This window comes from Sinomonas halotolerans (assembly GCF_039615075.1).
In the GTDB taxonomy this organism is placed as follows: Bacteria; Actinomycetota; Actinomycetes; order Actinomycetales; family Micrococcaceae; genus Sinomonas; species Sinomonas halotolerans.
The window spans coordinates 42,213-67,531 of sequence record NZ_JBDFRB010000008.1 but is presented as its reverse complement, the minus strand read 5'-3'; the positions used below and the strand labels follow the sequence as shown (position 1 = coordinate 67,531).

The 25,319-nt window shown below is 69.8% G+C and carries 26 protein-coding genes; 22 read left to right on the top strand and 4 right to left on the bottom strand.

Annotated elements, in window-relative coordinates; all coding sequences use genetic code 11:
• The first annotated feature begins 137 nt into the window (after positions 1-137).
• The 5 genes from ABCQ75_RS10610 to ABCQ75_RS10590 are packed head-to-tail and all read left to right on the top strand — an operon-like array spanning position 138 to position 5,842.
• A complete protein-coding gene (locus tag ABCQ75_RS10610) occupies positions 138-1,646 on the top strand; it encodes a sugar ABC transporter ATP-binding protein (RefSeq protein ID WP_345885340.1) in 1,509 nt (502 codons plus the stop codon).
• 3 nt (positions 1,647-1,649) lie between these two features.
• The gene (locus ABCQ75_RS10605; RefSeq protein ID WP_345885339.1) at positions 1,650-2,636 is read left to right on the top strand and encodes an ABC transporter permease; all 987 of its coding nucleotides are present in this window, start codon (positions 1,650-1,652) and stop codon (positions 2,634-2,636) included.
• 6 nt (positions 2,637-2,642) lie between these two features.
• Positions 2,643-3,797, top strand: coding sequence for a Gfo/Idh/MocA family protein (locus ABCQ75_RS10600; protein WP_345885338.1), 1,155 nt, complete (start codon positions 2,643-2,645; stop codon positions 3,795-3,797).
• The gene (locus tag ABCQ75_RS10595; protein ID WP_345885337.1) at positions 3,794-4,612 is read left to right on the top strand and encodes a sugar phosphate isomerase/epimerase family protein; all 819 of its coding nucleotides are present in this window, start codon (positions 3,794-3,796) and stop codon (positions 4,610-4,612) included. Before ABCQ75_RS10600 ends, ABCQ75_RS10595 begins: the two co-directional genes overlap by 4 nt.
• Before the next feature lie 39 nt (positions 4,613-4,651).
• On the top strand, positions 4,652-5,842 hold the full coding sequence (locus tag ABCQ75_RS10590; RefSeq protein WP_345885336.1) for a levoglucosan dehydrogenase: 1,191 nt from the start codon (positions 4,652-4,654) through the stop codon (positions 5,840-5,842).
• A 134-nt stretch (positions 5,843-5,976) separates the two neighbouring features.
• Here ABCQ75_RS10590 and ABCQ75_RS10585 read toward each other — a convergent pair whose 3' ends face one another.
• Positions 5,977-6,561: a TetR/AcrR family transcriptional regulator gene (locus ABCQ75_RS10585; protein WP_345885335.1), complete on the bottom strand. Its 585-nt coding sequence runs from the start codon at positions 6,559-6,561 to the stop codon at positions 5,977-5,979.
• A gap of 305 nt (positions 6,562-6,866) precedes the next feature.
• On the opposite strand from ABCQ75_RS10585, the gene ABCQ75_RS10580 reads away from it, so the two are divergent.
• Positions 6,867-7,595 carry a hemerythrin domain-containing protein gene (locus tag ABCQ75_RS10580; protein ID WP_345885334.1) on the top strand — a complete coding sequence of 243 codons (729 nt, stop codon included), beginning with the start codon at positions 6,867-6,869 and terminating at the stop codon, positions 7,593-7,595.
• 61 nt (positions 7,596-7,656) lie between these two features.
• Here ABCQ75_RS10580 and ABCQ75_RS10575 read toward each other — a convergent pair whose 3' ends face one another.
• Together ABCQ75_RS10575 and ABCQ75_RS10570 are read right to left on the bottom strand one after the other, a co-directional pair.
• Entirely contained in the window at positions 7,657-8,121 is a 465-nt protein-coding gene (locus tag ABCQ75_RS10575; protein ID WP_345885333.1) for a PTS sugar transporter subunit IIA, read from the bottom strand.
• On the bottom strand, positions 8,121-8,351 hold the full coding sequence (locus ABCQ75_RS10570) for a PTS sugar transporter subunit IIB (protein WP_345885332.1): 231 nt from the start codon (positions 8,349-8,351) through the stop codon (positions 8,121-8,123). The genes ABCQ75_RS10575 and ABCQ75_RS10570 overlap by 1 nt, the downstream gene beginning before the upstream one ends.
• 165 nt (positions 8,352-8,516) lie before the next feature.
• Here ABCQ75_RS10570 and ABCQ75_RS10565 point away from each other — a divergent pair, with 165 nt between their 5' ends.
• The 16 genes from ABCQ75_RS10565 to ABCQ75_RS10490 all read left to right on the top strand — a co-directional run bounded on the left by ABCQ75_RS10565 (position 8,517) and on the right by ABCQ75_RS10490 (position 24,661).
• The gene (locus ABCQ75_RS10565) at positions 8,517-9,764 is read left to right on the top strand and encodes a PTS transporter subunit EIIC (RefSeq protein ID WP_345885331.1); all 1,248 of its coding nucleotides are present in this window, start codon (positions 8,517-8,519) and stop codon (positions 9,762-9,764) included.
• A 121-nt stretch (positions 9,765-9,885) separates the two neighbouring features.
• Positions 9,886-10,665, top strand: coding sequence for a glucosamine-6-phosphate deaminase (nagB, locus tag ABCQ75_RS10560; RefSeq protein ID WP_345885330.1), 780 nt, complete (start codon positions 9,886-9,888; stop codon positions 10,663-10,665).
• Entirely contained in the window at positions 10,650-11,429 is a 780-nt protein-coding gene (locus ABCQ75_RS10555) for a copper homeostasis protein CutC (protein WP_345885329.1), read from the top strand. Before nagB ends, ABCQ75_RS10555 begins: the two co-directional genes overlap by 16 nt.
• Positions 11,430-11,520: 91 nt before the next feature.
• A complete protein-coding gene (locus ABCQ75_RS10550; protein ID WP_345885328.1) occupies positions 11,521-11,892 on the top strand; it encodes a hypothetical protein in 372 nt (123 codons plus the stop codon).
• A gap of 391 nt (positions 11,893-12,283) precedes the next feature.
• On the top strand, positions 12,284-12,487 hold the full coding sequence (locus ABCQ75_RS10545; protein WP_345885327.1) for a cold-shock protein: 204 nt from the start codon (positions 12,284-12,286) through the stop codon (positions 12,485-12,487).
• Positions 12,488-12,677: 190 nt separating this feature from the next.
• The gene (locus ABCQ75_RS10540; RefSeq protein ID WP_345885326.1) at positions 12,678-13,706 is read left to right on the top strand and encodes a fatty acid desaturase family protein; all 1,029 of its coding nucleotides are present in this window, start codon (positions 12,678-12,680) and stop codon (positions 13,704-13,706) included.
• A 13-nt stretch (positions 13,707-13,719) separates the two neighbouring features.
• Positions 13,720-14,385: a hypothetical protein gene (locus ABCQ75_RS10535; RefSeq protein WP_345885325.1), complete on the top strand. Its 666-nt coding sequence runs from the start codon at positions 13,720-13,722 to the stop codon at positions 14,383-14,385.
• Between the two features lie 236 nt (positions 14,386-14,621).
• The gene (locus tag ABCQ75_RS10530) at positions 14,622-15,542 is read left to right on the top strand and encodes an alpha/beta hydrolase (RefSeq protein WP_345885324.1); all 921 of its coding nucleotides are present in this window, start codon (positions 14,622-14,624) and stop codon (positions 15,540-15,542) included.
• Positions 15,543-15,614: 72 nt separating this feature from the next.
• On the top strand, positions 15,615-16,406 hold the full coding sequence (locus tag ABCQ75_RS10525) for an IclR family transcriptional regulator (protein WP_345885323.1): 792 nt from the start codon (positions 15,615-15,617) through the stop codon (positions 16,404-16,406).
• Between the two features lie 148 nt (positions 16,407-16,554).
• On the top strand, positions 16,555-17,202 hold the full coding sequence (locus ABCQ75_RS10520) for an ABC transporter permease (protein WP_345885322.1): 648 nt from the start codon (positions 16,555-16,557) through the stop codon (positions 17,200-17,202).
• On the top strand, positions 17,195-18,196 hold the full coding sequence (locus ABCQ75_RS10515) for an ABC transporter ATP-binding protein (protein WP_345885321.1): 1,002 nt from the start codon (positions 17,195-17,197) through the stop codon (positions 18,194-18,196). Before ABCQ75_RS10520 ends, ABCQ75_RS10515 begins: the two co-directional genes overlap by 8 nt.
• Positions 18,193-18,951, top strand: a complete 759-nt coding sequence (locus ABCQ75_RS10510; protein WP_345885320.1) for an ABC transporter permease — start codon at positions 18,193-18,195, stop codon at positions 18,949-18,951. Before ABCQ75_RS10515 ends, ABCQ75_RS10510 begins: the two co-directional genes overlap by 4 nt.
• A gap of 53 nt (positions 18,952-19,004) precedes the next feature.
• On the top strand, positions 19,005-19,955 hold the full coding sequence (locus tag ABCQ75_RS10505; RefSeq protein ID WP_345885319.1) for a glycine betaine ABC transporter substrate-binding protein: 951 nt from the start codon (positions 19,005-19,007) through the stop codon (positions 19,953-19,955).
• Entirely contained in the window at positions 19,928-20,842 is a 915-nt protein-coding gene (locus ABCQ75_RS10500; RefSeq protein ID WP_345885318.1) for a nitrilase-related carbon-nitrogen hydrolase, read from the top strand. Before ABCQ75_RS10505 ends, ABCQ75_RS10500 begins: the two co-directional genes overlap by 28 nt.
• A complete protein-coding gene (locus ABCQ75_RS10495) occupies positions 20,835-21,671 on the top strand; it encodes a DUF6282 family protein (protein WP_345885317.1) in 837 nt (278 codons plus the stop codon). Before ABCQ75_RS10500 ends, ABCQ75_RS10495 begins: the two co-directional genes overlap by 8 nt.
• Before the next feature lie 116 nt (positions 21,672-21,787).
• Positions 21,788-24,661, top strand: a complete 2,874-nt coding sequence (locus ABCQ75_RS10490; protein WP_345885316.1) for an FAD-binding and (Fe-S)-binding domain-containing protein — start codon at positions 21,788-21,790, stop codon at positions 24,659-24,661.
• Here the strand turns inward: ABCQ75_RS10490 and ABCQ75_RS10485 are convergent.
• Entirely contained in the window at positions 24,639-25,304 is a 666-nt protein-coding gene (locus ABCQ75_RS10485; protein WP_345885315.1) for an HAD-IA family hydrolase, read from the bottom strand. The two genes, ABCQ75_RS10490 and ABCQ75_RS10485, sit on opposite strands and share 23 nt — an antisense overlap.
• Positions 25,305-25,319 lie beyond the last annotated feature (15 nt).

Here is a 25,319-nt window from a genome sequence, read left to right as displayed (position 1 = left end):
ACCAGGTGGCCGCACCAAAAGAGCCCCAGCACTCCAACAAGCCTTCGCCGCACCGGGGGGGGGGGGCCCCCCCCCCCCCCCCCACCACCCGTCCGAAGCAGCTGCACCACTCAGGCACCGCTGACGAAAGTGCACCCATGAACACCCCAGACAACGTCGTCGACATGCGCTCCATCTCGAAGGGCTTCAACGGCGTCCCCGTCCTCAAGGACGTTGGCTTCGAGGTCCGCAGGGGCGAGGTCCACGCCCTCGCCGGCGGCAACGGCGCCGGCAAGTCCACCCTCATGAAGATCCTCCAGGGCGTCTACCAGGCGGACGCCGGCGAGATCCTCATCAACGGCCGGCCCGTCACCATCAGCTCCATCCAGGACGCGAAGGCAGCCGGCATCGGCATGGTCTTCCAGGAGTTCAGCCTGGTGCCGAGCCTGACCGTCGCGCAGAACATCTTCCTCGCGGCCGAGCCGCTGGGCCGCGCCGGCCTCATCGACGACCGCACCGCAGTGCGGAAGGCGAGGGAGCTCTTCGCCGAGATGGAGGTCGACGTCGACCCCCGCGCCGAGGTCTCCCGCCTCGGCACGGCGTACTGGCAGCTCACGGAGATCGCCAAGGCGCTGTCCCAGAACGCCCAGGTGCTCATCATGGACGAGCCCACCGCCAGCCTCGCCCGGCACGAGTCCGAGGCGCTGTTCGAGCTGATCGACAGGCTGAAGAACCGCGGCATCTCGATCATCTACATCTCGCACCGGATGGACGAGGTCTACCGGTTGGCGGACCGCATCACGATCCTGCGCGACGGGCGCCGGCTGCTGACCGAGCCGCTGGCCGACGTCACCCCCGAGCAGATCGTCGAGGGCATCGTCGGCAAGAAGATCGAGGGCCAGCTCGCCTACCGCGCGCGGGACCACGTGGCGCACGACGGCGCACCCCTCCTCGAGGTACGCAGCCTCACCGCGGGCCGGCGGGTGCGGGAGGTGTCCTTCACCCTCCGCCCGGGGGAGATCCTCGGTCTGGCCGGGCTCATGGGCAGCGGCCGCACCGAGCTGGCCCGGGCGCTCTTCGGCATCGACCGGGTGGACAGCGGCGAGATCCTGATCCGGGGCAGGAAGGTCACCTTGGCCACCCCGCAGCAGGCCATCGAGGCCGGCGTCGCCCTCGTCCCCGAGGACAGGCGGGCACAGGGGCTGGTCCTGGACCACTCCGTCCGCGAGAACCTCCTCCTGCCCCTCCTCGGCCAGATCCAGCGCGGCCCGCTGCTGGACCAGGCCAAGGGCAAGGAGCTCTCCTCCTCGTTGATCCGGAAGTTCGCCGTCAAGGTCGCCCACCCGCACCGCCCGGTGCGCCTCCTCTCCGGAGGCAACCAGCAGAAGGTGGTCATCGCCAAGTGGCTGGGCAACGATCCGGACATCCTGATCCTGGACGAGCCGACCGCCGGCGTCGACATCGGCACCAAGAGCGAGATCTTGGACATGATCCGCGAGCTTGCCAGCGCCGGCAAGGCGGTCATCGTCATCTCCTCCGAGTACCCGGAACTCCTCGCGGTCAGCGACCGCGTCCTCGTCCTCAAGGACGGCTCCGTCATCCGTGACATCCCCCGCAGCGAGATCGCTGACGAGGAATATCTCCAACTTGCAGTCCAGGGAGTCTGACCAGTGAGCAAGACAACCACCATCACCCCCAGCGACACCGCTGCCCCCCGCAACTTCGGCACGGTGCTCAAGGACCTCGACTGGCGCCGGTACGTCATCTACATCGGCTTCGTCGTCGTCTTCCTCTTCTTCGCCGTCCTGCTGCGGGACCAGGGCTTCCTCTCGCCGCAGAACCTGCTGAACATCTTCCGGCAGACGGCCACCATCACCGTGATCGCGGTGGGGATGACCTACGTGATCTCCTGCGCGGAGATCGACCTGAGCGTCGGCTCGGTAGCCGGGCTCTCCAGTGTCTGCACCGCCATGGCGCTCTCCCAGTGGGGCCTCATCCCGGGCATCCTCGCCGGCCTCGCCGTCGGCCTACTCGTCGGTTCCATCAACGGAGCCCTGGTCAGCCTGCTCGGCATCCCGTCCTTCCTGGTGACCCTCGGCATGCTCGGCATCGCCGTCGGCGCGGCCCAGTGGATCACCGCCTCGGCACCGCAGCCGATCCTGGACGACACGTTCAACATGCTGTTCGGCTCTGGCAACTTCGGCCCGGTCCCCGGCCTGATCGTCTGGAGCGCCATCTTCGTGGCCATCGGCGCCGTGGTGCTCAACCGGACGAAGTTCGGCCGGCAGGTCCTGGCCACCGGCGGCAACCGCACCGCCGCCGAGTTCACCGGCATCAACACGAAGATGATCAAGTTCCAGGTGCTGCTCATCTCGGGCGTCGTGGCGAGCGTGGCCGGCATGCTGTACGCAGGCCGCCTGCAGTCCGGCCGCTTCCAGTGGGGCGCCGGCGACGAGCTCTCGGCGATCGCCGCCGTCATCCTCGGCGGGACCAGCCTCTTCGGCGGCGCCGGCTCGGTGATCGGCACCCTCTTCGGGGCACTGCTGATCGGCCTGATCAACAACGGCCTCATCCTTGCGGGCCTGGACAGCAGCCAGCAGCAGGTGGTCCGCGGCGCGATCATCATCCTCGCCGTCGCCCTCGCCCGGAAGAAGTAGGCGACCATGGCCTCCACACCGCGAGCCGGGATCATCGGCACAGGATTCATGGGCACCGTCCACTCGCACGCTGTGCGCGCGGCGGGAAGCACAGTCAGCGCAGTCGCCGGAAGCAGCCAGGCCAGCGCCGAGGCGGCAGCAGCCCGACTAGGCGCGGGAGCCGCGGCCGAGTCCCCTGAGGCACTGATCGCTCGGGACGACGTGGACGTCGTCCACATCTGCACCCCGAACGCCACTCACGCGGACCTCGCACGCAAGGCCATTGCGGCAGGGAAGGCCGTCATCTGCGAGAAGCCCCTCGCCACCAGCGTCGAGGACGCCACGGAACTGGCATACCTCGCGGACCAGGCAGGCGTCGTCACAGCCGTGCCCTTCGTCTACAGGTTCTATCCGGCCGTCCGCGAGGCACGCGACCGCATCCTCAGCGGCGAGGCCGGCCGTCTCTGGCTGCTGCACGGCTCTTACCTTCAGGACTGGCTCGCGGGTGCAGAAGCCACGAACTGGCGGGTCGACACGAAGCTCGGAGGAGCGTCCAGGGCGTTCGGCGACATAGGCGTCCACTGGTGCGACCTGATGGAGTTCACCACGGGACACAGGATCACCCGGATCATCGCACGGACGAGCCGGGCCTACGAGCAGCGCGAAACCCAGGGCACGTTGTCCTCCGTGGCCACTGAGGACGGGGCAACGCTCATCTTCGAGACCGACAGGGGAGCCACAGGCTCGCTGGTCGTCAGCCAAGTCAGCCCGGGAAGGAAGAACCGCCTCTGGTTCTCCTTCGATGGAACCGAAGCATCATTCAGCTTCAATCAGGAGCGACCGGACACGCTGCGCATCGGACGCCCAGATTCCAGTTCCGACGTCCCGGTGGGCCCCCAGACCCTTTCCACCCCCGGCGGCCGACGCTATGCCAAGCTCCCTCCCGGCCATCCGCACGGATACCAGGACAGCTTCAACGCCTTCGTCACGGACACCTACGCGGCAGTCCAGGGCCAGGAACCCGAAGGCCTGCCCACGTTCCGGGACGGTCTCCGGGCAGCCCTCCTGACCGAAGCGGTCCTCACCTCCGCGGCACACCATGCGTGGATTGACGTTCGCCCCACCGGCAACCCACACGAAACCCTCGAGTCTTCCTCGGCAGTCGAAAGGCAGAAGCAATGAAACTCGGATACTGCTCCATCACCTGGGGCGGCGTCGTCGGCCACCCCCAGGGCGTGACGAGCGTCAAGGACCTCTTCTACCTGACCCACGGGCCTATGGACCGGGCCGTTGCGGACATCGCCCAGGCCGGCTACGAGGGCGTGGAGATGTTCGACGGCAACCTCGCCGCGTACGCCGACAAGCCCGAGGAACTGCGCAGCATCCTCGACAAGGCCGGCGTCTCCCTGGTCAGCGTCTACACCGGCGCGAACTTCATCTACGCCGACATCCTGCCCGACGAGCTGCACCGCATCGAGCGCGCCGCCGAACTCGCCGCGACCTTCGGCGCCGAGCGCCTCGTCGTCGGCGGCGGCGCCCGCCGCGCCGCCGGCACCACCGACGAGGACTACAAGCGCCTCGGCGAGGCGCTGGACCGGGTCGCCGACATCGCCGAGGCCGCCGGCCTGTCCGCCAGCTACCACCCGCACCTCTCCACCATCGTCGAGAGCCCGGACGAGCTGGAGAAGCTGATGCCCCTCACCCGCATCGGCTTCTGCCCGGACACCGCCCACCTCGCCGCCGGCGGCGGCGACCCGGCCGCCGTCATCCGCCAGTACCCGGACCGGATCCGCCACGTCCACCTCAAGGACTTCCGCAAGGACCCGTTCGCCTTCCTGCCCCTCGGCGAGGGCGAGCTGGACTTCCCCGACATCGTCGCCGCGATCAAGGAGAGCGGCTACGACAGCTGGCTCATGGTCGAGCTCGACGAGTACGACGGCGACCCGAAGGCCGCCGCGGAGATCAGCCGCAAGTACCTCCAGCAGCTCCTCCCCTGACCCACTCCCCACCTTTTTTCGCTCGAGAAGGAAACCATCGTGAAGAACCTCAACGTCGGCCTCATCGGAGGCGGCTTCATGGGCAAGGCCCACTCCCTGGCGTACTCGGCCATGCCCATGTTCTTCTGGCCCGCCCCGGCCATCCCCGTCCGGCACACCATCGCCGAGGCCAACGAGAACCTCGCCGCCGAGGCCGCCCGCCGCTTCGGCTTCGAGAACTCCACCTCCGACTGGCGCAGCATCATCGACGACCCGTCCATCGACGTCGTCGACATCGCCACCCCCAACCATCTGCACGCGGAGATCGCCATCGCCGCCGCCCGGGCAGGGAAGCACATCATCTGTGAGAAGCCCCTCGCCCGCACCGGCGAGGAGTCCAAGGCCATGTACGACGCGGTCAAGGACGCCGGGATCGTGCACATGGTGGCCTTCAACTACCGCCGCACCCCCGCCGTCGCCCTGGCCAAGAAGTACATCGAGGAAGGCGCGATCGGCCGCGTCCTGAACTTCCGCGGCACGTACCTGCAGGACTGGTCCGCCGACCCGAACTCGCCGCTGTCCTGGCGCTTCCAGAAGAAGGTCGCGGGCTCCGGCGCCCTCGGCGATATCGCCACCCACGTGATCGACATGGCCCGCTACCTCGTGGGCGAGTTCGCCTCCGTGAACTCGATCCTCTCCACCTTCATCCCGGAGCGCCCCCTGCAGACCGGCGGGGCCGACGCGCTCGGCAACGTCCGCGGCGGCGAAGGCCCCCGCGGGGAGGTCGACGTCGACGACGAGGTGATGACCATGGTGCGCTTCGCCAACGGCGCCGTAGGCTCCATCGAGGCCACCCGCAACGCCTACGGCCGGAACAACTTCATCACCTTCGAGATCCACGGCACCGAGGGCAGCATCTTCTTCAACTACGAGCGCCGGGACGAGCTGCAGGTCTGCTTCGCCTCCGACGGCAACGACCGCCGCGGCTTCCGCACCGTCTACACCGGCCCGGCCCACCCCTACGGCGAGGGCCTCTGGCCCATCCCCGCCCTGGGCATCGGCTACGGCGAGACGAAGATCATCGAGGCCCACGACTTCTTCAAGGCCATCGCCGAGGGCGGCTCCGTCAGCCCCAACTTCGCCGACGGGTACCAGACGGCCCTGATCGATGATGCGATCGTCGCGTCCGCCGAGAAGAACGCCTGGGTGGACGTTCCGGTGGTGGCGGAGCTGGCTGCTGCCGGCAAGTAGGAGTGTTCAGATCAGGTCTGGGGCACGGTGCTTGCCGTGCCCCAGACCTGGATCCCAGAGTGGAAGCCCAGTGCCCCGGCGACTCGCTGCGCAACCTGCCGTGAAGCCCCGCAGGAGACGTTTCCTCGGGGTCGTCATGCTGGCCCGGATCCGGACGGCCCCCGCGTAGCCCTCACGCGCGGGAGAAACGCCCGCACGACGGCGTCAAGGGGCGCGAGCACGTCGGCATCGGGATCGACCGCCACGCGGTGGATGATCATGCCCTCGCCCACGGCGGTGATCGCGGTCGCGGCTGCCGCGGGATCAGGCGCCCCGAGGCGCGCCATGGAGGTTTCGACGAAGGCCCGGAAGTACGCCCGGCCAGCGAGCAGCGGGCGCCGCACGTCTTCGTTGTGGGTGCCCTCGAGGAAGAGCACGTACCGCGCAATGGTCCGCGTCCGGGAGCCTGTGGTCGTGGCCTCCACGGTGTGGGCCAGCAGAGCGACGAAGGCGGCGACATCGGCCGGCAGGCTTGGAGGTCCACCGAGGTCGGCCAGATCCTGCTGGGCGAGCCATTCGACCACGCCGGTCAGGAGGGCGGCACGCGTGCGGAAGTGGTTCGACGTCGACCCCCTCGGCATCCCGGCAGCCTCGTCGACCCTTGTGTGCGTGAGGGCCCTCAGGCCCTGCGTGCCGAGCAGCTCAACGGCGGCCTCCAGAGCCCGTTCACGAGTGGACATAGTCACTACTATAAAAGCAGTGGCTATCTACTAAAGACGTAGTAATCTAGGTCCATGGCGGCGACGGCTGCCATCCAGACGGCCCCGGCACCCGCTCCCCGCGCTGCGCCGGGGCATTCCCGCAGGCGCACCCATGCGGCACCCCTCTCGCCGCCGGGAACCCGCGGCGCACCCGGGCACTCTGCGCGCCCGGCAGGACCACACGTGAATCGAGACCCAGTCTGCGTCCGCGGCTTCCGCCGCGAGAGACCAGCGACGTGCGCCTGCTCAGGGTCTCGCCTCATTTCTGAAAGGGAGGCCACGCCATGGCCGACTTCTTCACGATGCAGCCCGGCGAGGCTGCGGCGCCTGTGCCGCCGGGTCCCGTCCTGTCGAGAGGATCGACCGGCATGCGGCGGATTCACCGCTTCCTCCTCTGGGCGTATGGCGAAGCGCCCGACCTGGTGCGCTCGACCGCCCCCGGAGACAGGGCACGCGCCGGCTACGTGGGAGAAGTGCTCGGAAACTTCCACAAGGTGCTCCTTGTCCACCAGGAGGGCGAGGAGCTGTTGATGTACCCACGCCTGGCGGAGCGCGCGCCGGCAAGCGCACCGCACGTCGACCAGATGCTCGACCACCACCGACAGGTCAGAGATCGCGTCGAGAGCATTGAAGCCGTCCGCAAGCGCTGGATGCAGACGGCAGGCGCAGGGGACAGAGACGAGGTCGCACAGCGCCACGAGGACCTGCAGACCGTGCTCAACGAGCATCTGCGCCGCGAGGTCACCGAGGTGATGCCCGTCGTCGACCGGGTCATGACCGACAAGGAGCTGAGCGCTCTCCCGAAGCACGGGGTCGATCAGCACGACAAGAAGTTCCTCGTCGCCTACCTCGGAATGGTGCTGGCCACCAATCCGCCCGACGAGCGGAGGAAGATCTTCTACGAGGAGATTCCGGCCCCGGTCCGCCTCGCCTACCGTCTCATCGGGCGCCGGATGTACCTGCGACAGCACTCCATGCTCTTCCCGGGGCGCCCGATTCCCGAAACCCTGTAGCGGGCACGGCGCGGCCTGTGAAGGCCGCGCCGCAACGCTGTCGTGACCGCGCCGCTTCCCCTCAGCCGCCGTTGATCGCGAACAGCTCCGCCCCGGCCTCGACCTCGCCGGAGGCGACGGAGGTGGCCAGGTCCGGCTTCGTGTCGAGGACGACGACGGGACTCACCATGGAGTAGCCGGCGGCCACAGCGGGGGCGGGGTCGACGCGCATGATGGGAGCGCCGGCGTCGACCATCGCGCCCTTCTCGGCGAGCACCTCGAAGCCCTCGCCCTTGAGCTTCACGGTGTCGATGCCCACGTGCGTGAGTACCCCCCGCCCCTCGGAGTCGACGACCACGAAGGCGTGCGGCAGGAGCTTGACGATCTTCCCCGCGACCGGGGACACGACGTCGAACACCTTCCCGGCCGGCGGCTCCACAGCCGCGCCGGAGCCGACCATCTGGCCGGCGAACACCGGGTCCGGCACCTGGGCGATGGGCACCGCCGTGCCGGCGAGCGGGGCGAGGACCACGAGCGTCCCGGTCATCAGAGGAGGTCCTCGATGTCCTCGGCGAGCGTGTCCGCCTCCGGCCCCACGATCACCTGGACCGCGGTGCCCGCCGCGAGCACGCCGTGCGCGCCGGCGGCCTTGAGTGCGGCCTCGCTCACGAGCGAGGAGTCCTTGACCTCGGTGCGCAGGCGGGTGATGCATGCCTCCACCTCGACGATGTTCCCGGCTCCGCCGAGCCCCGCGACGATCTTCTCTGCCTTCGACATGGCATGTCCTCTCTGACGGTGGTGCGTCCAGTCTGGGCCTCCGTGGCCCGTACGGCGAGGCCTTGACACCGGTTGGTGCGCCCGCTCACACTGAACTGGTCATAACCAGACAGTACCGGCTCCGGCCGGGGCTGGACAAGACCCCCACTCGCAAAGGTGCACCCCATGTCGACAGACACCACGGCGCAGGCGCCGGAGAAGAAGCCCAACGCTGTCTTCGCGACCCTCCAGCGGCTCGGCCGCACGCTCATGCTCCCCATCGCCGTCCTCCCCGCGGCCGGCATCCTCCTCCGTCTGGGCCAGGCGGACCTGCTCGGCGCCATCCCCGGATTCGAGGGCGGCGCGGCCGTCATCTCGGCCGCAGGCAACGCGGTCTTCACGTGGCTGCCGCTCATCTTCGCCGTCGGCATCGCGATCGGCTGGGCCAAGAAGGCCGACGGCTCCACGGCGCTGGCCGCCGTGGTGGGCTACATGGTGATCGACGGGGTCTTCAAGGCGATGTCCCCGCTCGTCCTCGCCGGCCAGGTGGACCCGGCCGGCAAGCCCGCCGTGATCAACTACGGCGTGCTGGCCGGCATCATCGTGGGCCTGTTCTCCGCCGCCCTGTGGCAGCGGTTCTACAGGACCAAGCTGCCGGACTTCCTCGGCTTCTTCTCGGGCCGCCGCCTCGTGCCCATCCTGACCTCGGTCACGAGCCTCGTGGCCGGCGTCGTCATGGCCCTGCTCTACCCGCTGTTCAACGCCGGCCTCTCGTGGGTGGGCCAGGCCGTGGCCGCCAACGCCGTGGTGGGCGGCGGCGTGTACGGGTTCGCGAACCGCATGCTCATCCCGGCCGGCCTGCACCACATCCTCAACTCCGTGGTCTGGTTCCTCATCGGTGACTTCACCGGCCCCGACGGCCAGCTCGTCCGCGGCGACCTCAACCGCTTCTTCGCCGGCGACCCGGGCGCCGGCCTGTTCATGACCGGCTTCTTCCCGATCATGATGTTCGGCCTCCCTGCCGCGGCCCTGGCCATCTGGCGCCACGCCAAGAAGTCCCAGCGCAAGATCGTGGGCGGCATCATGCTCTCCACCGCTCTCACCGCGTTCCTCACGGGCATCACCGAGCCGCTCGAGTACTCGTTCATGTTCGTCGCGTTCCCGCTCTACATCGTGCACGCGGTCCTCACCGGCACGTCGCTGGCCCTCGTGAACGCCCTGGACATCCACCACGGCTTCACGTTCTCTGCCGGGCTCATCGACTTCGTGCTGAACTTCGGCAAGGCCGAGAACGCGTGGCTGCTCATCCCGATCGGCCTCGGCTACGCGGTCATCTACTACTTCCTCTTCAGCTTCGTGATCAAGCGCTGGAACCTGCGCACACCGGGCCGCGAGGACGACGAGGTCACTGTCGAGACCGAGCCCGCCAAGTAGCCCGCCAAGTAGCTCAACGCACGGGGCACGGCGCACGACGGCGGGTCCCCGCCGTCGTGCGCCCCTCACCGCGGCCCGCGCCCGGCTTCTGGCCGCGACCGCATCACGAGAAAGCAGCAGCATGGAGATCATCGTCCTGCCCGATTCCGACGCCGTGGCCCGCACCGCCGCGGACATCATCGAGGAGCGGCTCCGCCGCGGCCCGGCCGTGCTGGGCCTGGCCACCGGCTCGACCCCGCTCGGGACGTACCGGGAGCTCATCCGGCGGCACCGCGAGGAGGGGCTGAGCTTCGCGCAGGCGCAGGGCTTCCCGCTCGACGAGTACGTGGGCCTGCCGGCCAGCCACCCGCAGTCGTACCGCTCGGTGATCCGGGACGAGATCGCGGACCACGTGGACTTCGCCCCCGGGGCGGTGCACGGGCTGGACGGGGAGGCCGCGGACCCCGCGGCCGAGGCGGACCGGTACGAGCGGGCCATCGCGGAAGCGGGCGGGATCGATGTGCAGATCCTCGGCATCGGCACCGACGGGCACATCGGGTTCAACGAGCCCATGTCCTCGCTCGCCTCCCGCACGCGCATCAAGACGCTCACGGCGCAGACCCGGCAGGACAACGCGCGCTTCTTCGACAGCCTCGACGAGGTGCCCGAGCACGTCCTCACCCAGGGCCTGGGCACGATCCTCGAGGCGCGGCATGTGGTGCTGATCGGGCTCGGGAAGGCGAAGGCGGCGGCGATCGCGGCCGCCGTGGAGGGGCCCCTCGCCGCTCTGTGCCCTGCGTCCGTGCTGCAGCTGCACCGGCACGCGACCGTCCTCGTGGACGAGGCAGCGGCGTCCCGCCTGGCCCACACGGAGTACTACCAGTACACGTTCGGCCGGAAGCCGGCGTGGCAGGGGTTCTGAGGGGCGGCTCGGCGCTGCCGGACCTCGAGTTCGCGGTCGAGGACGCCGCTGGCGTGCGCCTCGCCGCGTCCGTGGGCGCCACCCGGGTGGAGCTGTGCGCGGCGCTGGCCGAGACCGGCGGCGTCACCCCGAGCGGCGGGGCCATCCGGGCCGCGTGCGGGCAGGGGCTTCCCGTGCACGTGCTCGTGCGGCCCCGCCCCGGCGGCTTCGTCTACACCCGCGAGGAGCTGGACGTGATCGGGCGGGACGCGGTCGGGGCGGTCCGGGCGGGCGCGGCGGGCGTCGTCGTGGGCGCCCTGGCCGCGGACGGCGGGCCCGACGCCGAGGCGCTCAGCCGGCTCGTCGCCGTCGTGCGCGCCGAGGCGCCCGGCGCGGAGGTGACGTTCCACCGGGCGTTCGACGCCGCACTGGCCGGCGGCGCTGATCCTGCGGACGCGCTCGCGCGGCTCGCGCGGGCCGGGGCGGACCGCGTCCTGACCAGCGGCGGGGCGCCGGACTGCGGGCAGGGCCTGGGAATGCTCGGGCGGCTCGTGGAGCTCGGGCGCGAGCACGCGCCGGGACTGCAGATCATGGCCGGCGGGGGCGTGACGGCCGAGCTCGTGCCGGGCCTCCTCGCAGCCGGGGTGCACGCGGTCCACGCCTCGGCGCGACGCCGCGCCGGTTCGCCGGGTGGCGGGACAGGGGCCGGGAGTGGGGCCGAGGGGCGCGCCCCCATGGACCCGGAGCTCGCGGCCGCCATCGCAGCGGCGGCGCGCCGGGACTGAAGCGGGGCGGGACCGAAGCGGGGCGGGACTGAAGCGGGCTGGCCGGCGCACCCCTTGCCCCGCCCCGCCCCGACGGGTGGAGGATGGGACCATGAGCGAGGACACGGAGATGGTCCAGCGGGGCATCGGGATCCTGACCGCGGCGCTGTCCTGGGACCCCGAGGACCCCGCGGCGACCGAGATGTTCAAGGAGTCCCTCAAGACGCTGGCCAAGGTGGACGACATGGTCTCGGTGTCCATCGCCGGCGGCTCCCCGGAGCAGGCCGAGCTGCTCCGCGGCGTCCTCCCGCAGGTGATCCGGCAGGTCATCGAGGCCCTAGCGCCGGACTACACGCGCCTCGTGCTCGGCATGACGATCGGCTTCAAGAGCGTCGCGGACGCCTACCGGCACGACGTCCCCTCCGCGCACATCGAGGAGATCCTCCAGACCGCGTCGCTGAACCTGGCCGGAGAGGACGAATAGGCGCACGGGGCTCCGGCACGTAGACTGGACCGAGTGCCGGCCTCCGACAGAGGGCCGCCCGGGCTCCGGACAAGGGGCCAGCACTGAACACCTGCGGCTCTCCCCTCAGGCTTCCGTCCCTGAGCGGCAGAAGCATCGGCAGGGCAGAACCGGCAGCACGGCCCCCACTGGGCCGCCCGACCGCGAGCACGAGGCGCGTCGCTCCACGCATCAGCCGCCGCCTACATCGCAGACTCGCAGAGAACACCGCAGGCCACAGCGCCGCTCCGCGCGCTCCGCCCCCACAGCTGTTCCCGCGCCGCCTCCACCGGCGCAGAGCACCCCCGTGCCGTCTCCACCGGTGCGGAACAACGGTCCCGATCATCGCGACCACCACCAAAGGAAGAAACACATGGCCACTGGCACCGTGAAATGGTTCAACTCCGAGAAGGGCTTCGGCTTCATCGCACCCGCTGACGGCACCCCGGACGTCTTCGCCCACTACAGCGCGATCGCCACGAGCGGCTACCGCTCCCTCGAAGAGGGCCAGCAGGTCGAGTTCGACTCCGAGCGCGGGCCCAAGGGTCCCCAGGCTGCGAACATCCGCCCTCTCTGAACCCTCTGCCGGGCGGCGGGGGCCGCAGCAATCGGCCCCCGCCACCCTGTTCCCCTCCCGCCCCTAGCCCGCCGCGCCCCGAGCGCCCTGTAGTGAAGATGGTGCTCTGATCGCCACAGCATCCGGCCCCACGCTCTCCCGCACGTCCCCCGACCCCCAGCGGTACGCGGACGCGCGGACCTTCCCTCCGATGGCCCGGGCCTACCTCGAGGTAGCCCAAGTGGTCCGCGAAAGCGGCCTGCTGCGCCGCACCCGGTGGTTCTACAGCCTCGTCGGGGGTGGCTTGGTGCTCCTGCTGGCCGGCCTGCTCACCGGCTCCTTCCTCCTGGGGGACAGCTGGTTCCAGCTGCTCCTCGCGGCGGGCCTGGGCATTCTCTTCACCCAGGTGGCGTTCCTGGCCCACGAGGCGGCGCACCGTCAGATCCTCTCCACGGGCCCGGCCAATGACCGGCTCGCACGGGTCCTCGCGGCCGTGGTGGGGATGAGCTACTCCTGGTGGGACTCCAAGCACACGCGGCACCACGCCAACCCCAACCGGGTGGGCAAGGACCCGGACATCGAGATCGACACGATCTCCTTCATCGAGGAGGACGCGGCGAAGGCGAAGGGCCTCCTGGCCTTCATCACCCGCCGGCAGGGCTGGCTGTTCTTCCCCCTGCTCACCCTCGAGGGCATCAACCTCCATTTCCTCAGCCTCCGCCACCTCTTCTCCCGCGGGCCGGTGAAGCGCCGTTGGACCGAGCTCGGGCTGATCGGGCTGCGCTTCGCGATCATGCTCGTGCCGCTCTTCTGGTTCCTGCCGGTGGGCATGGCCTTCGCGTTCCTCGGCGTGCAGCTGGCCGTCTTCGGCCTCTACATGGGCGCCACCTTCGCCCCGAACCACAAGGGCATGCCGGTGATCGCCCCGGACGCGAAGCTGGACTTCTTCTCCAAGCAGGTGCGCACCTCGCGGAACATCCGCGGGGGCTGGTGGGCCACGTGGCTCATGGGCGGCCTCAACTACCAGGTGGAGCACCACCTCTTCCCGAGCATGCCGCGCCCGCACCTGGCCAAGGCGCGCCGGATCGTCCGCGAGCAGTGCCGCGCCCTGGACGTCCCTTACACCGAGACGAGCCTGTGGCGCTCCTACCGGATCGTCCTCTCATACCTCAACCGGGTGGGGCTCGCAGCCCGCGACCCGTTCGAGTGCCCCATCACGGCCCAGTACCGGCGCACGTAGCATTCCCCGTGTGATGCGTCCGACCAGCGCCCTCGGGCGGCTCTTCGCAGCAGGCTTCGCCGCCGTCAAGGCCGTCCGCCCGGACCGGCCAATCCACCCGCAGGGCGTCCTCCTCTCCGGCGCGCTCGAGGTGGCCGGCGGTCCCGCCTCCGGGATCGCCCTCCTCGACTCCCCCGGCATCACCCCGGTCACCGCGCGGCTGTCCCGGTCGGCCGGCTTCCCGCCGGGGTGGCCGGACGTCATCGGCCTCGCCCTCCGTCTGGACACGGACGACGGCGCCGCCGACCTCCTGCTCGCATCCACCGGCTGGCGGGTCCCCGGCAGGTTCGCGCTCACCATGCACCGTACGGCCGGGGCCGCACGGCTCACGTCCCTCATGCCCTACCGCGGTTCGAACGGTCCCGTCCTGCTCGGGGCCCGGACGGCCGGCACGGATCCCGGCGCGCCGGGGCGCTTCCGGCCCGACGCGCGCTGGGACCTCGAGCTATTGTGGGCCGCGCCGCGCGGGAGCTGGCAGCGCTGCGGAACGCTCCGCCTCGCGCCGGTCCTCGACGCCGGAGGCCGTGTCCAGGACACGCCTCTGCGCTTCGACCCTCTCCTCAACGTCCTGCCCGGGGCCGGGACCTACGCGTGGACCCGCGCCCTGCGCGAGCACTCCTACCGGCTCGCCCGCCGCTAGGCCCCGGCGCCCGGCATGGCGACCGACGCACCGCGTTGCAGAAACTGCACCATTCAGTTGCTCATTTCGCATCCGCGCCGCGATAGTGAATTCGTTGAGACCTGCACCACACCCAGATCGCCGATGGGCCAAACAGAGCCCGCCTCAGCGCTCGCAATGCCCCTGAGGCTCGCGTTCTGGACATGGATGCAGGAAGGCGTGCCGGCGAACCCGGGACAGGCGAAAAGGGAACCACAGTGATCGAGAAGGAAGCGTCGTTCTACAGCGAGGGCAGCCAGCTGAAGGCCACGGTCTATCTGCCGGAGGGGCTGCCCGACGGCGAGCGTCACCCAGCACTGGTCGTCAACTCCGGCTATCAGGGCTTCAACAGCTTCTACCCGAAGATGTTCGCCGAGCGAATGACCGAGAGGGGGTTCGTCTGCCTCGGCTTCGATTACCGCGGCATGGCGGACAGCGAGGGCGAGAAGGGCAGGGTCCTCATTGAGGAGCAGGCCCAGGACGTGCGGAACGCCGTGACGTTCCTCCTCGCACAGAAGGAGGTGGACCCTGCCCGCGTCGGTCTCATCGGCTGGGGCATGGGCGCCGCGAACGTCATCCTCGCCGCCGAGAAGGGCCGGAACGTCGCCGCCGTGGCCTCGCTCAATGGGTTCTACGACGGCGCCCGCTGGCTCAAGTCCATCCATACCTACGACGAATTCCAGAAGATCGTCGAAGAGGTGGAGGAGGACCGGACGCGCCGCGTCCTCGAGGGCGAATCCCGCCTCGCGGACACCTTCGAGCACTACCCCCTGGACCCCGCAACCGGCGACTACGTCGAGAAGGAGCTCTCCTCGGTCTACGGCTTCGGCCACCCGACGAGGATCCAGTTCACCGAGTCGATCCTGGACCTCAGGGTGGAGAATGTGGTGGCCAACCTCGCCCCGACGGCGTTGTTCATCGGCCACGGGACCCGCAACTCGCTGCACCCGTACGACGAGGCCCAGTCGCTGTTCCAAGCAGCGGCCTCGCCCAAGACGCTCTACTCGGTGGACGGGCGCCACAACGACTTCATGTTCGTGGACCATCCGGAGTTCATCCTGCTCTGCGACCGCCTCAAGGAGTTCTTTGACGAGGCCTTCGAGTCCTCGACAACCCCCGCACGCAGCATCTCCGCCTGACGAAACGTTCACTGTTGCAGAAACCGCAACGTCGTGTTGCTCAGATCACACCAAGTTCCTAGGATGGCGGTCATGGCTTTGGAGCAGAACCGAGTGGCTGCAGTGCAGAGCGGCGCCTCGAGGGTGATGGCCATCCTCGACGTCCTCAGCGCGGCAGACGCTTCAGCGTTCCCTGACGGACTGAGCGTTGCGGACGTGTCCCGGCTCCTCGGCCGGGAGAAGTCCGTGGTCTCCCGGCAGCTCAAGAGCCTGCTGGAAACCGGGCTCGTCGCCAGGGACGAGGAGTCCGGGCGGTACGACCTGAGCTGGCGCCTGTTCGCACTCGCAGTGCGGGCCGGCGATCAGCGCCTGACCAAACTCGCCGCCCCCCTCATGCTCAGGCTCACGGAGGCCGTCCGGGAGCGTACCTATCTCACGGTGCTGAGCGACGGAGAGGTGCTCACCGTGCATTCGGAGAGCTCCCGCCGGTCCATCGAGGCGGTCAACTGGGTCGGCCGGACCATCCCGGTGAACCGGAGCTCGAGCGGCATGGCGCTTCTCATGGACCACGATGACGAACACATCCTCGAGATGGTCCGCCGCGGCGACGACGGGGTCTCGGCAAGCGAGGCACGCGCCTTCCTCGCCAAGGTCCAGGAGGCGCGGCAGCGCGGATACTCCGTGGCCAACCGGATGTTCGATCCCGAGCTCACCGGCATCGGGGCGCCGGTGCGGGACTTCTCGGGACGCATCAAGGCAGCCGTGAACATCTCCGGTCCGGCCTTCCGGGTCGAACCGCACACCCAGGTGTTCGGGGCCCATCTGCTCGCCACCGTCAGGGCTCTGCAGAGTTCACTCTGCCCCGAGGCGCGCTCCACCGCGTAGCCGGGAGACCGGCCCCGCGAGCGGGCAGCCCTGCCGGCAACCGGCAATCCATCCACCCAACGAACGAGCAGGACCAACGATGCCCCATGCTGGTATGCCCTGTGCACCGCTGCCCTCGGGCGGCCACGGCGAGGATCAGGACTAGACCGTGAACCTCGTCTCCTACCTGACCGACAACGCCGCCCGGCTCATGTTCCTGGCTGCCCAGCACATCGAGCTGGTCCTGATCAGCGTGTCCATTTCGGCCGTGGCCGGCATCGGGCTCGCGCTCCTGACCCATTCCAGCCCGCGGATCCGCCAAGGACTCCTCTCCCTCACCGGGACCTTCCTCACCATTCCCTCCTTCGCGCTGTTCGCACTCATGATCCCGCTCCTCGGGCTCGGAGTGGCGCCGACGGTCGCGGCTCTGTCCGTCTATGGCGTCTTCCCCATTCTGCGCAATGCCGTTACGGGGATCGACGGCGTGGACGCTGCCGTGATCGACGCCGCCCGAGGGCTGGGCATGAGCGCGGGCCAGCGGATGCGCACCGTGGTTCTTCCGCTGGCATGGCCAGTGATCCTCAACGGGATCCGGACGGCCACCATCATGCTCGTGGCCACGGCCGCCATCGGGGCCGTTGTCCGCGGACCGGGTCTCGGTGAGCTGATCTTCCGGGGGCTCGAGCGGATCGGCGGCGCAAACGCGCTCGAGGAGGCGCTTGCCGGTGTCCTCGGGGTCGTCGTCGTAGCCCTGCTCCTGGACCTCATCTTCATGGGGATCGCCAAAATCACCAGTCTGCGAGGATTGAATGTCTGACAAGCCCAGCCCCAGCACGGACAGCATGATCGTCCTGGACCGTGTCTCCAAGCGCTATCCCGGGCAGGACCGCGCCGCGGTCGCCGAGCTCTCAATGGAGATCCGCCGCGGCGAGTTCGTCGTCCTGGTAGGCCCCTCTGGATGCGGTAAGACCACCACACTGCGCATGGTGAACCGGCTCGTCGAGCCCACCGAGGGCCGCATCGTCATCGACGGCAAGGACGTGACCCACGCGGACGCGGATCAGCTCCGCCGCGGGATCGGATACGTCATCCAGCAGATCGGGCTGCTTCCGCACCTGACCATTGCGGACAACATCGGCTTGGTCCCGAAGATGCTGGGAATGGCCAAGGCCGAGCGCCGCAGGCGCGCGGAGGAACTACTGGACATGGTGGGACTCGATCCCTCCACGTACGCAGGACGGTATCCACGCCAGCTCTCCGGCGGCCAGCAGCAGCGCGTGGGCGTGGCCCGCGCCCTCGCCGCCGATCCGCCGGTCATGCTCATGGACGAGCCGTTCGGAGCGGTGGACCCCATCGCAAGGGAGAAGCTCCAGATGGAGTTCCTACGCCTGCAGGAGCGCATACGCAAGACCATCGTGATGGTCACGCATGACATAGATGAGGCGCTGCGCCTCGGCGACCGCATCGCGATCTTCGGCCCCGGCTCCCGGCTGGCCCAGTTCGACACTCCCTTGAACATCCTCAGCAACCCGGCCGACGAGTTCGTCCGCGACTTCGTCGGCTCGGGCGCAGCAGTCCGCCGGCTCTCACTGCTGAGCGTCGCAGGCGTCGTCCGGTCCTCCCCCTCGGACGTCTCGGACCTCCTCTCGACGATCGAGGTGGACGCGAACGAGAGCGTGCACCGCGCCCTCGAGATGGTGCTTTCGGCCCGCGCGGAGGGGATCAGCGTCCGGCTGCCGGAGGGGACCCGCTACGTGGGCCTCCAGACCCTGCTCACAGCCGCCGCCCAGCCGCTTGAGGCGGTCTCGTGAGCACGGCGGCGATCGAGAAGGCAGCGGTTCCCGGCATGCGGCGCGGGGCCCTCTGGACGCTTCCCGGCGTCATCGCGCTGCTGCTCGCAGCCGTCTTCGCCTATGTCGGGTCCCTCGAACTGGACTCCATCTCCGTCCGCGCTTTGGCGCCCCAGGCTGTCCTCGCCGCGGTGTGGGAGCACGTCCTGCTTGTGGCGGCGTCGACGCTGCTCACCATTGTGGTCGGAGTCCCGCTCGGCGTCATGCTCACCCGGCCCCGCTTCGCCGCTCCTGGAGCCGCCGTCCTCGCGGTGGCCAACGCAGGCCAGGCCGTGCCCTCGATCGGCATCCTCGTGATCCTCGCCATGCTCTTCGGCGTGGGCTTCTGGATGGCAGTGGTCGCGCTCGTGGCCTATGCGCTCCTGCCGGTGCTGAGGAACACCATGGTCGGGATCCGCCAAGTGGATCCCGCCCTCCTCGACGCCGGTCGCGGCATGGGCATGGGCAGCAGGGAGGTGCTCTTCACGATCGAGCTGCCACTGGCCGTGCCCGTGATGCTGGCCGGTATCCGCGTCGCCCTGATCCTCAACGTCGGCGCGGCAACGCTGGCCGCTTTCACCAACGCCGGCGGCCTCGGCTCCATCATCTCCTCCGGCATCGCCCTCAACCGCATGCCGGTCCTGATCGTCGGGAGCGCATTGACCATCGCCCTGGCACTGGCCGTCGACTGGGTTGCCGGGATCGCCGAACGGTCCCTTCGCCCTCGCGGCATCTGAGATCTCCACCTGTTCCGTTCACCATCATCCAACCCCTCTGAAAGGAGCCCTGCATGCGCAAGTCCCTGCTCGCCATCGCCGGTCTGCTCGGCGTCGTGCTGACCAGCGGCTGTGCCCTCAGCGGCAGCCAGGCAGACACAGGAGCCGGTCCCGCCGCGGACGGCCCCCTCAAGGGCGCAACCTTCACGGTCGCGTCGAAGAACTTCACCGAACAGCTCCTGCTGTGCGAGGTCACGGCCCAGCGGCTTGAGTCGCAGGGAGCCAAGGTGGAGCGCACGTGCGGCATGAGCGGCTCCAACGCCGTCCGCGCGGCGTTGACCAGCGGTGCGATCGACATGTACTGGGAGTACACGGGCACCGGCTGGCTCGCGCTCCAGCAGAAGGACAACGTCCGGGACCCCAAGGCGCTGTATACGAAGCTGAGCGAGCTGGACAAGGCGAAGAACGACGTCGTGTGGCTCCCGCCGGCATCCGCAGACAACACCTATGCCCTCGCCGTGAAGACAGAAAAGGCACAGGAGCTGGGGGTGTCCTCCCTCTCGGACTACGCGCAGCTCGTTCAAAAGGACCCAGGAAGCGCCACGTTCTGCGGCGCTTCGGAGTTCTTCGGCCGCGACGACGGATGGGACGGCCTCCAGAAGGCCTACGGCTTCAGCCTCGCGAAGGACAAGGTCGCCGAGCTAGCAGAGGGCCCCATCTACAACGCCGTGGCCAAGGGCAACCCCTGCAACTTCGGCGAGGTCTTCGCCACGGACGGGCGCATCTCCGCCCTGGGCCTGACCGTGCTCGAGGACGACAAGAGGTTCTTCCCGCCGTACAATCTCTCGCTCAATGTCCGTGGCGAGGTGCTCAAGGAGAGCCCCGGCGTCGAGGCGGCCATGGCACCGGTCAATGAGCTGCTCAGCGCGGAAGAACTGCAGAAGCTCAACGCCCAGATCGACGTGGACGGCAAGACCCCGGAGGAGGTCGCCAGCACGTGGCTCAGCGCCAACCAGCTGAGCTGACGCGCCCCGAGGAGCCCTGCACCCTGCGTGTGGGGCTCCTCCAGGCCGCGCCAGTCTTCGGCGCAGTAGACGACAACGTCGCGCACCTCGCCGCCCTGCGCAGTGAGGTCGGGCCAGTGGATCTGGCCGTTGCCCCCGAACTCTCCCTCAACGGGTACGGGTTCGCCCGCCATTCCGTCGAGGACTTGATCACACCCCACGACCCGCGCCTTGCCCCCCTCCACCAAGGCCCGGGGACTGTGGGAATCGGTTTCGCCGAGGAGAACCCGGCGGGTCTGCCCTGGAACAGCTACCTGCTCATGGGTGATGGCGGCTCCGGGCACGTCCAGCACAAGATCCACCCCGTCTCCTACGCGCCATGGAACGAGCATCTGCTCTTCGAGCCCGGCACCCGTGTGGCCGTGACCGAGATAGCCGGCGCCAAGGTTGCCACCGTGATCTGCAACGACATGTGGCATCCGGCGGTGCCGTGGCTCGCGGCGCGCAGCGGGGCCGAGGTCCTCGTCGTGCCGGTGGCGAGCATCGACGGCGCCGACCCCGCCGGGATCAAGCGGACATGGCGCACCATACTCGAGCACACGGCGCTGCTCCTGCAGTGCTACGTCGTGTTCGTGAACCGCAGCGGGACAGACAGCGGCGTGCGCTTCTGGGGCGGCTCGCGCGTCCTCGGACCCGATGGGGCGGTCCTCGCCGAGCTGGCCGAAGAGCCCAACACCGCCGTCGCCGATCTGGACCTCTCCGCGCTGCGCCGGCTTCGGGAAGACGTTCCAATCCTCGCAGAGTCCCGCACCGACTTCCTCGGTTCCGCCATACCCCCGAGCACCGCCGCCGGGGCGGCAGCCCACTTCGCCGCACGCCTCGCCGGACAGGAGCCCGACCGTGTTTGACGTACACGTCCACGCCGCGCCTGATGTGCTCGATCGGATCGGGTTCGACGACGAGATCGGGGCGAGCTACGCGGCAGCGGGCTACAGCGGCTTCGTCCTCAAGGCCCATCATGAGTCCACGGTGGGGCGTGCGAGCGCGGTAGCCCGATCCTCGGGGCTGGACGTGGTGGGCGGCGTGGCCCTCAACCGTGCCGTGGGTGGGCTCAGCCCCGCAACCGTGCTCTCGGCCCTCTCAAGCGGGGGCCGCGTGGTGTGGTTCCCCACCGCAGACGCGCATACCCAGGAGACGGCGTGCCTGCCCCGGCTGGACGACCTCGACCCGCGCATGGACCGCGCCGTCCTCTCGGTCCCGCCAGTGCTTGCAGCCGAGGACGGGAAGACCGAGCGGGACATCATGCTCATCTTGGACCTCATCGCCGAACATGACGCCGTGCTGTGCACAGGCCATGTCAGCGCGACCGAGTGCCGTTGGCTCCTCGACGAGGCGGAGGGCCGTGGGATCAGGCGGTTCCTCCTCACGCATCCCTCCTACACCGTGCCAGGCATGCACCCGATGGAGATCGCGGAGCTCGCAGAGCGCGGCGCTTACGTGGAGATCACGGCGTACCAACTCCTCCACCAACCCGGCATGACGGCAGCCCGCCTCGCCGAGGTGGCCCGCGCCGCAGGAGAGAGACTCGTCCTCGCTTCGGACGCAGGCCAGCCCACAAGCCCCGAGCCGCCGCAGGCGCTCGAGAACCTGATCGCGGCCCTGGGCGACGAGGGTCTCGACGCCGGGTGGCTCCGGGGAGCGGCCGGCGAGACGCCCCGCCGCCTCGTCCTCGCATAGAGGGCGCTCACGCTCGCCGGGTCGGGAACCCCGGCACTCATTCAACAGATGGCGATCCGGCCCTGTGCCGATCCGACTCAACTCCGATCCGACCCAGCAGGGAGCAGCAGCAGAACATGGCCACGAGTACCGTCAGTCCCGCTACACGGCAGGGCCAGCCGTTCATCGACGACCTGCGGTCCCGAACGGGGGGCATCGTTGACGATTCCTCCCTGGCCAGGGCGCTTTATGCGTCCGACGCCTCGAACTACCGCGTGGTGCCAGAAGCGGTCCTCATGCCCCGCTCGGCCGCGGACGTGGTCGCCGCAGTGGCCTGTGCGCGTCAGCACGGCATTCCCGTCACCGTGCGCGGCGGGGGCACCTCGTGCGCGGGCAACGCGCTGGGACCGGGGCTCGTGATCGACTTCTCCCGGTTCATGGACCGTGTCCTGGCGATCGACGCCGAGGCCTCCACGGCTGTCGTCGAGCCTGGGGTTGTGCTCACCGCGCTGCAGGAGGCCGCCGCCCCGTTCGGGCTGCGGTTCGGGCCCGATCCGTCGACGGCGACCCGGTGCACGATCGGAGGGATGATCGGGAACAACGCGTGCGGCCCGCACGGGCTCGCGTACGGGCGCACGGCGGACAACGTGGTGTCGATGACCTGGCTGACTGGCACCGGCGAGGTCATCACCGTCGGCTCGGGCCAGGACGCGCTCGCAGCCGTGCCCGGGCTTGAGGCGTTCCTCGCGGGCAACCTGTCGGTGCTGCGCACCGAGTTCGGCCGCTTCGGCCGGCAGATTTCCGGCTACTCGCTCGAGCACCTGCTGCCGGAGAACGGGCGGAACCTCGCGGCGGCGCTCACGGGGACCGAGGGCAGCTGCGGGATCCTGCTCGAGGCAACCGTCCGGCTCGTCCCCCGGGCGGCGGCACCGGCCTTGGCCGTGCTCGGCTACGCGGACATGGCCACTGCGGCGGACGATGTCCCGGCCCTGCTGCCCTTCCGCCCCCTCGCCCTGGAGGGCCTGGACGCCCAACTCGTGGACGTCGTCCGCCGAGCGCACGGGACCGGCAGCGTCCCGGCGCTGCCCGCCGGCGGGGGCTGGCTGATGGCCGAGGTCGGCGGGGCCACCTCCGAGGAGGCGGTCGCGGCGGCCGAGAAGCTCGCCGCCGCCTCCAGCGCCCGCGAGGCCGTCGTGCTCCCTGCCGGGCCCGACGCCACGCGGCTGTGGCAGATCCGGGCGGACGGGGCAGGGCTCGCGGGGCGAACGGCTGCTGGCGAGCAGGCCTGGCCCGGGTGGGAAGACTCGGCGGTGCCGCCCGAGCGGCTCGGCGCGTACCTGCGCAGTCTTGCAGCGCTCATGCGCGAAGAGGCGCTCTCCGGTCTGGCCTACGGGCATTTCGGCGACGGCTGCGTCCACGTCCGGATCGACTTCCCGCTAGAGCAGGACGGCGCCCTCATGCGCCGCTTCCTCGAGCGTGCCGCCGCCCTGGCCGCCGAGCACGGAGGCTCACTCTCTGGCGAGCACGGGGACGGTCGGGCCCGCTCCGAACTGCTCCCCACGATGTACTCACGGGAGGCGATCCGCGCGATGGAGGAGTTCAAAGCCCTCTTCGACCCGGAGGACCTCATGAACCCCGGCGTCGTCGTCCGCCCTGCCCCGCTGGACGCAGACCTCCGCCGCCCCCACGCGCTTCCGCTCACGGCGATCGACGGCTTCGCCTTCGCCCACGACGGCGGCGACATCACGACAGCAGTGCACCGCTGCGTCGGGGTGGGCAAATGCCGCGCGGACCTTCGCGCTGAAGGCGGATTCATGTGCCCCTCCTACATCGCCACCCGCGACGAGAAGGACTCCACCCGCGGCCGCGCGCGCACCCTGCAGGAGATGCTCAACGGTGGCGTCGTCACGCTCGGCTGGAGTTCGCCCGAAGTCCACGAGGCCCTCGACCTTTGCCTGAGCTGCAAGGCCTGCGCCAACGACTGCCCTACGGGCATCGACATGGCCATGTTCAAATCCGAAGCCCTCCACCAGACCTACAAGGGCCGCGTGCGCCCTCTGAGCCACTACACCCTCGGTCGGCTCCCGCAGTGGCTCAGGCTCGCTGCGCCCTTCGCCCCCATGGTCAACCTCGCCAGCCGGCTCCCCGCACTGCGCCGGGCCATGATGACCCTGATGGGCGCGGACAACCGCCGTTCCCTGCCAGCCGTCCCGCTGGCACCGTTCCGCTGGGACCGAGCCGCCCGCCGTCGTGCCCAGCAGACATCAGGCCGGCACCGGGTCCTGCTCTGGGTCGACTCGTTCTCGGACGCGATGGCCCCCGACGTCCCGCGGGACGCGCTCGAGGTCCTCACCGCCGCCGGCTGCGACGTAGAGATCGCCGCGCCAGGAGCCTGCTGCGGCCTCACCCTCATCTCTACAGGCCAGCTGGCCGCTGCGAAGGCGAAGCTCCGCCGGACGCTAGACCTGCTGATACCGTCGGTCCGGGCGGGGCGGACCATCATCGGTCTCGAGCCCAGCTGCACCGCCACTCTCCGCTCAGACCTCCTCGAACTCCTCCCGGACGACCCCCGCGCAGCCGAGCTCGCCGGCTCGGTCAGAACCGTTGCAGAATTCCTCACGTCAATCGGGTGGGAGCCCCCGGCTGCGGCCGAGAAACTCCTCGTCCAGCCTCACTGCCACCATCAGGCGGTCATGGGCTACGGAGCGGACCGCACCCTGCTCGAATCCATGGGGTGCGACGTCGAGACCTCCGCAGGCTGCTGCGGGCTCGCAGGCAATTTTGGGATGGAGAAGGGCCACTACGAAGTCTCGGAGAAGATCGCACGGGACGGCATCCTCGCCAAGGCCGCCGAAGAACCAGACCGGGGAATCCTCGCCGACGGGTTCTCCTGCCGCACGCAGGTGCAGGACCTTGCAGGGCTGGAAAGCCGGCATCTGGTCCAGATCCTCGCCCAGGCCCTCCGGGACAGGGAGACTGCCCCCAGCGTCAGCCGGCGCGGCCCAGCGTGAGCCGCACCTCGCCGTCGTGCGCCCGGGCGACGGCGACCGCGGTGAGGTCCGCCGCCCAGAAGGTCGGCGCGAACTGGGCGGCCCGGGCGCCGATCCCGAGCACGCGCATCCCCGCGGCGAGGCCCGCGGCGATCCCGGCCTCGGAGTCCTCGAGCACGAGGCACTCCCCCGGCGCCGCGCCGAGGCGGGCGGCGGCCTGGAGGAAGCCCTCGGGGTCCGGCTTGCTCGCGGTCACGAGGTCAGCGGTCACCGCGACCTCGGGGTAGGGCAGGCCGGCGGCGCCCATGCGGCGGCGGGCCAGATCCTCGTCGGCGGAGGTCACAAGCGCGTGCGGCAGGCCCGCGAGCGCCGCGAGGAACGCGGGGGCACCGGGGACAGGCACTACCCCTCCCACGTCGGTGCGGGACTCGTCCAGCATGCGGGCCTCGTCCGCGAGGTTGGCCTCCATGGGCCTCTCCGGGAGGAGCATCGACATGGTCAGCCAGCCCTGGCGGCCGTGGATCACCGGCTCCACCACGTCCCACGGCAGCCCCTGCACCTCGGCCCACTCGGCCCACAGCCGCTCCACGACCGCGTCCGAGTTCACGAGGGTCCCGTCCATGTCCAGCAGGACGGCGCGGGCGGAGATGGAGACTGCGGTCATGGGATCCTCCTCGGA

Excerpts from the sequence above, each read along its gene's own strand:
- ABCQ75_RS10610 (WP_345885340.1), top strand. The coding sequence starts at position 138 with ATGAACACCCCAGACAACGTCGTCGACATGCGCTCCATCTCGAAGGGC.
- ABCQ75_RS10600 (WP_345885338.1), top strand. The coding sequence starts at position 2,643 with ATGGCCTCCACACCGCGAGCCGGGATCATCGGCACAGGATTCATGGGC.
- ABCQ75_RS10595 (WP_345885337.1), top strand. The coding sequence starts at position 3,794 with ATGAAACTCGGATACTGCTCCATCACCTGGGGCGGCGTCGTCGGCCAC.
- ABCQ75_RS10585 (WP_345885335.1), bottom strand. The coding sequence starts at position 6,561 with ATGTCCACTCGTGAACGGGCTCTGGAGGCCGCCGTTGAGCTGCTCGGC.
- ABCQ75_RS10580 (WP_345885334.1), top strand. The coding sequence starts at position 6,867 with ATGGCCGACTTCTTCACGATGCAGCCCGGCGAGGCTGCGGCGCCTGTG.
- ABCQ75_RS10575 (WP_345885333.1), bottom strand. The coding sequence starts at position 8,121 with ATGACCGGGACGCTCGTGGTCCTCGCCCCGCTCGCCGGCACGGCGGTG.
- ABCQ75_RS10570 (WP_345885332.1), bottom strand. The coding sequence starts at position 8,351 with ATGTCGAAGGCAGAGAAGATCGTCGCGGGGCTCGGCGGAGCCGGGAAC.
- ABCQ75_RS10565 (WP_345885331.1), top strand. The coding sequence starts at position 8,517 with ATGTCGACAGACACCACGGCGCAGGCGCCGGAGAAGAAGCCCAACGCT.
- nagB (WP_345885330.1), top strand. The coding sequence starts at position 9,886 with ATGGAGATCATCGTCCTGCCCGATTCCGACGCCGTGGCCCGCACCGCC.
- ABCQ75_RS10550 (WP_345885328.1), top strand. The coding sequence starts at position 11,521 with ATGAGCGAGGACACGGAGATGGTCCAGCGGGGCATCGGGATCCTGACC.
- ABCQ75_RS10545 (WP_345885327.1), top strand. The coding sequence starts at position 12,284 with ATGGCCACTGGCACCGTGAAATGGTTCAACTCCGAGAAGGGCTTCGGC.
- ABCQ75_RS10540 (WP_345885326.1), top strand. The coding sequence starts at position 12,678 with ATGGCCCGGGCCTACCTCGAGGTAGCCCAAGTGGTCCGCGAAAGCGGC.
- ABCQ75_RS10535 (WP_345885325.1), top strand. The coding sequence starts at position 13,720 with ATGCGTCCGACCAGCGCCCTCGGGCGGCTCTTCGCAGCAGGCTTCGCC.
- ABCQ75_RS10525 (WP_345885323.1), top strand. The coding sequence starts at position 15,615 with ATGGCTTTGGAGCAGAACCGAGTGGCTGCAGTGCAGAGCGGCGCCTCG.
- ABCQ75_RS10515 (WP_345885321.1), top strand. The coding sequence starts at position 17,195 with ATGTCTGACAAGCCCAGCCCCAGCACGGACAGCATGATCGTCCTGGAC.
- ABCQ75_RS10505 (WP_345885319.1), top strand. The coding sequence starts at position 19,005 with ATGCGCAAGTCCCTGCTCGCCATCGCCGGTCTGCTCGGCGTCGTGCTG.
- ABCQ75_RS10490 (WP_345885316.1), top strand. The coding sequence starts at position 21,788 with ATGGCCACGAGTACCGTCAGTCCCGCTACACGGCAGGGCCAGCCGTTC.
- ABCQ75_RS10485 (WP_345885315.1), bottom strand. The coding sequence starts at position 25,304 with ATGACCGCAGTCTCCATCTCCGCCCGCGCCGTCCTGCTGGACATGGAC.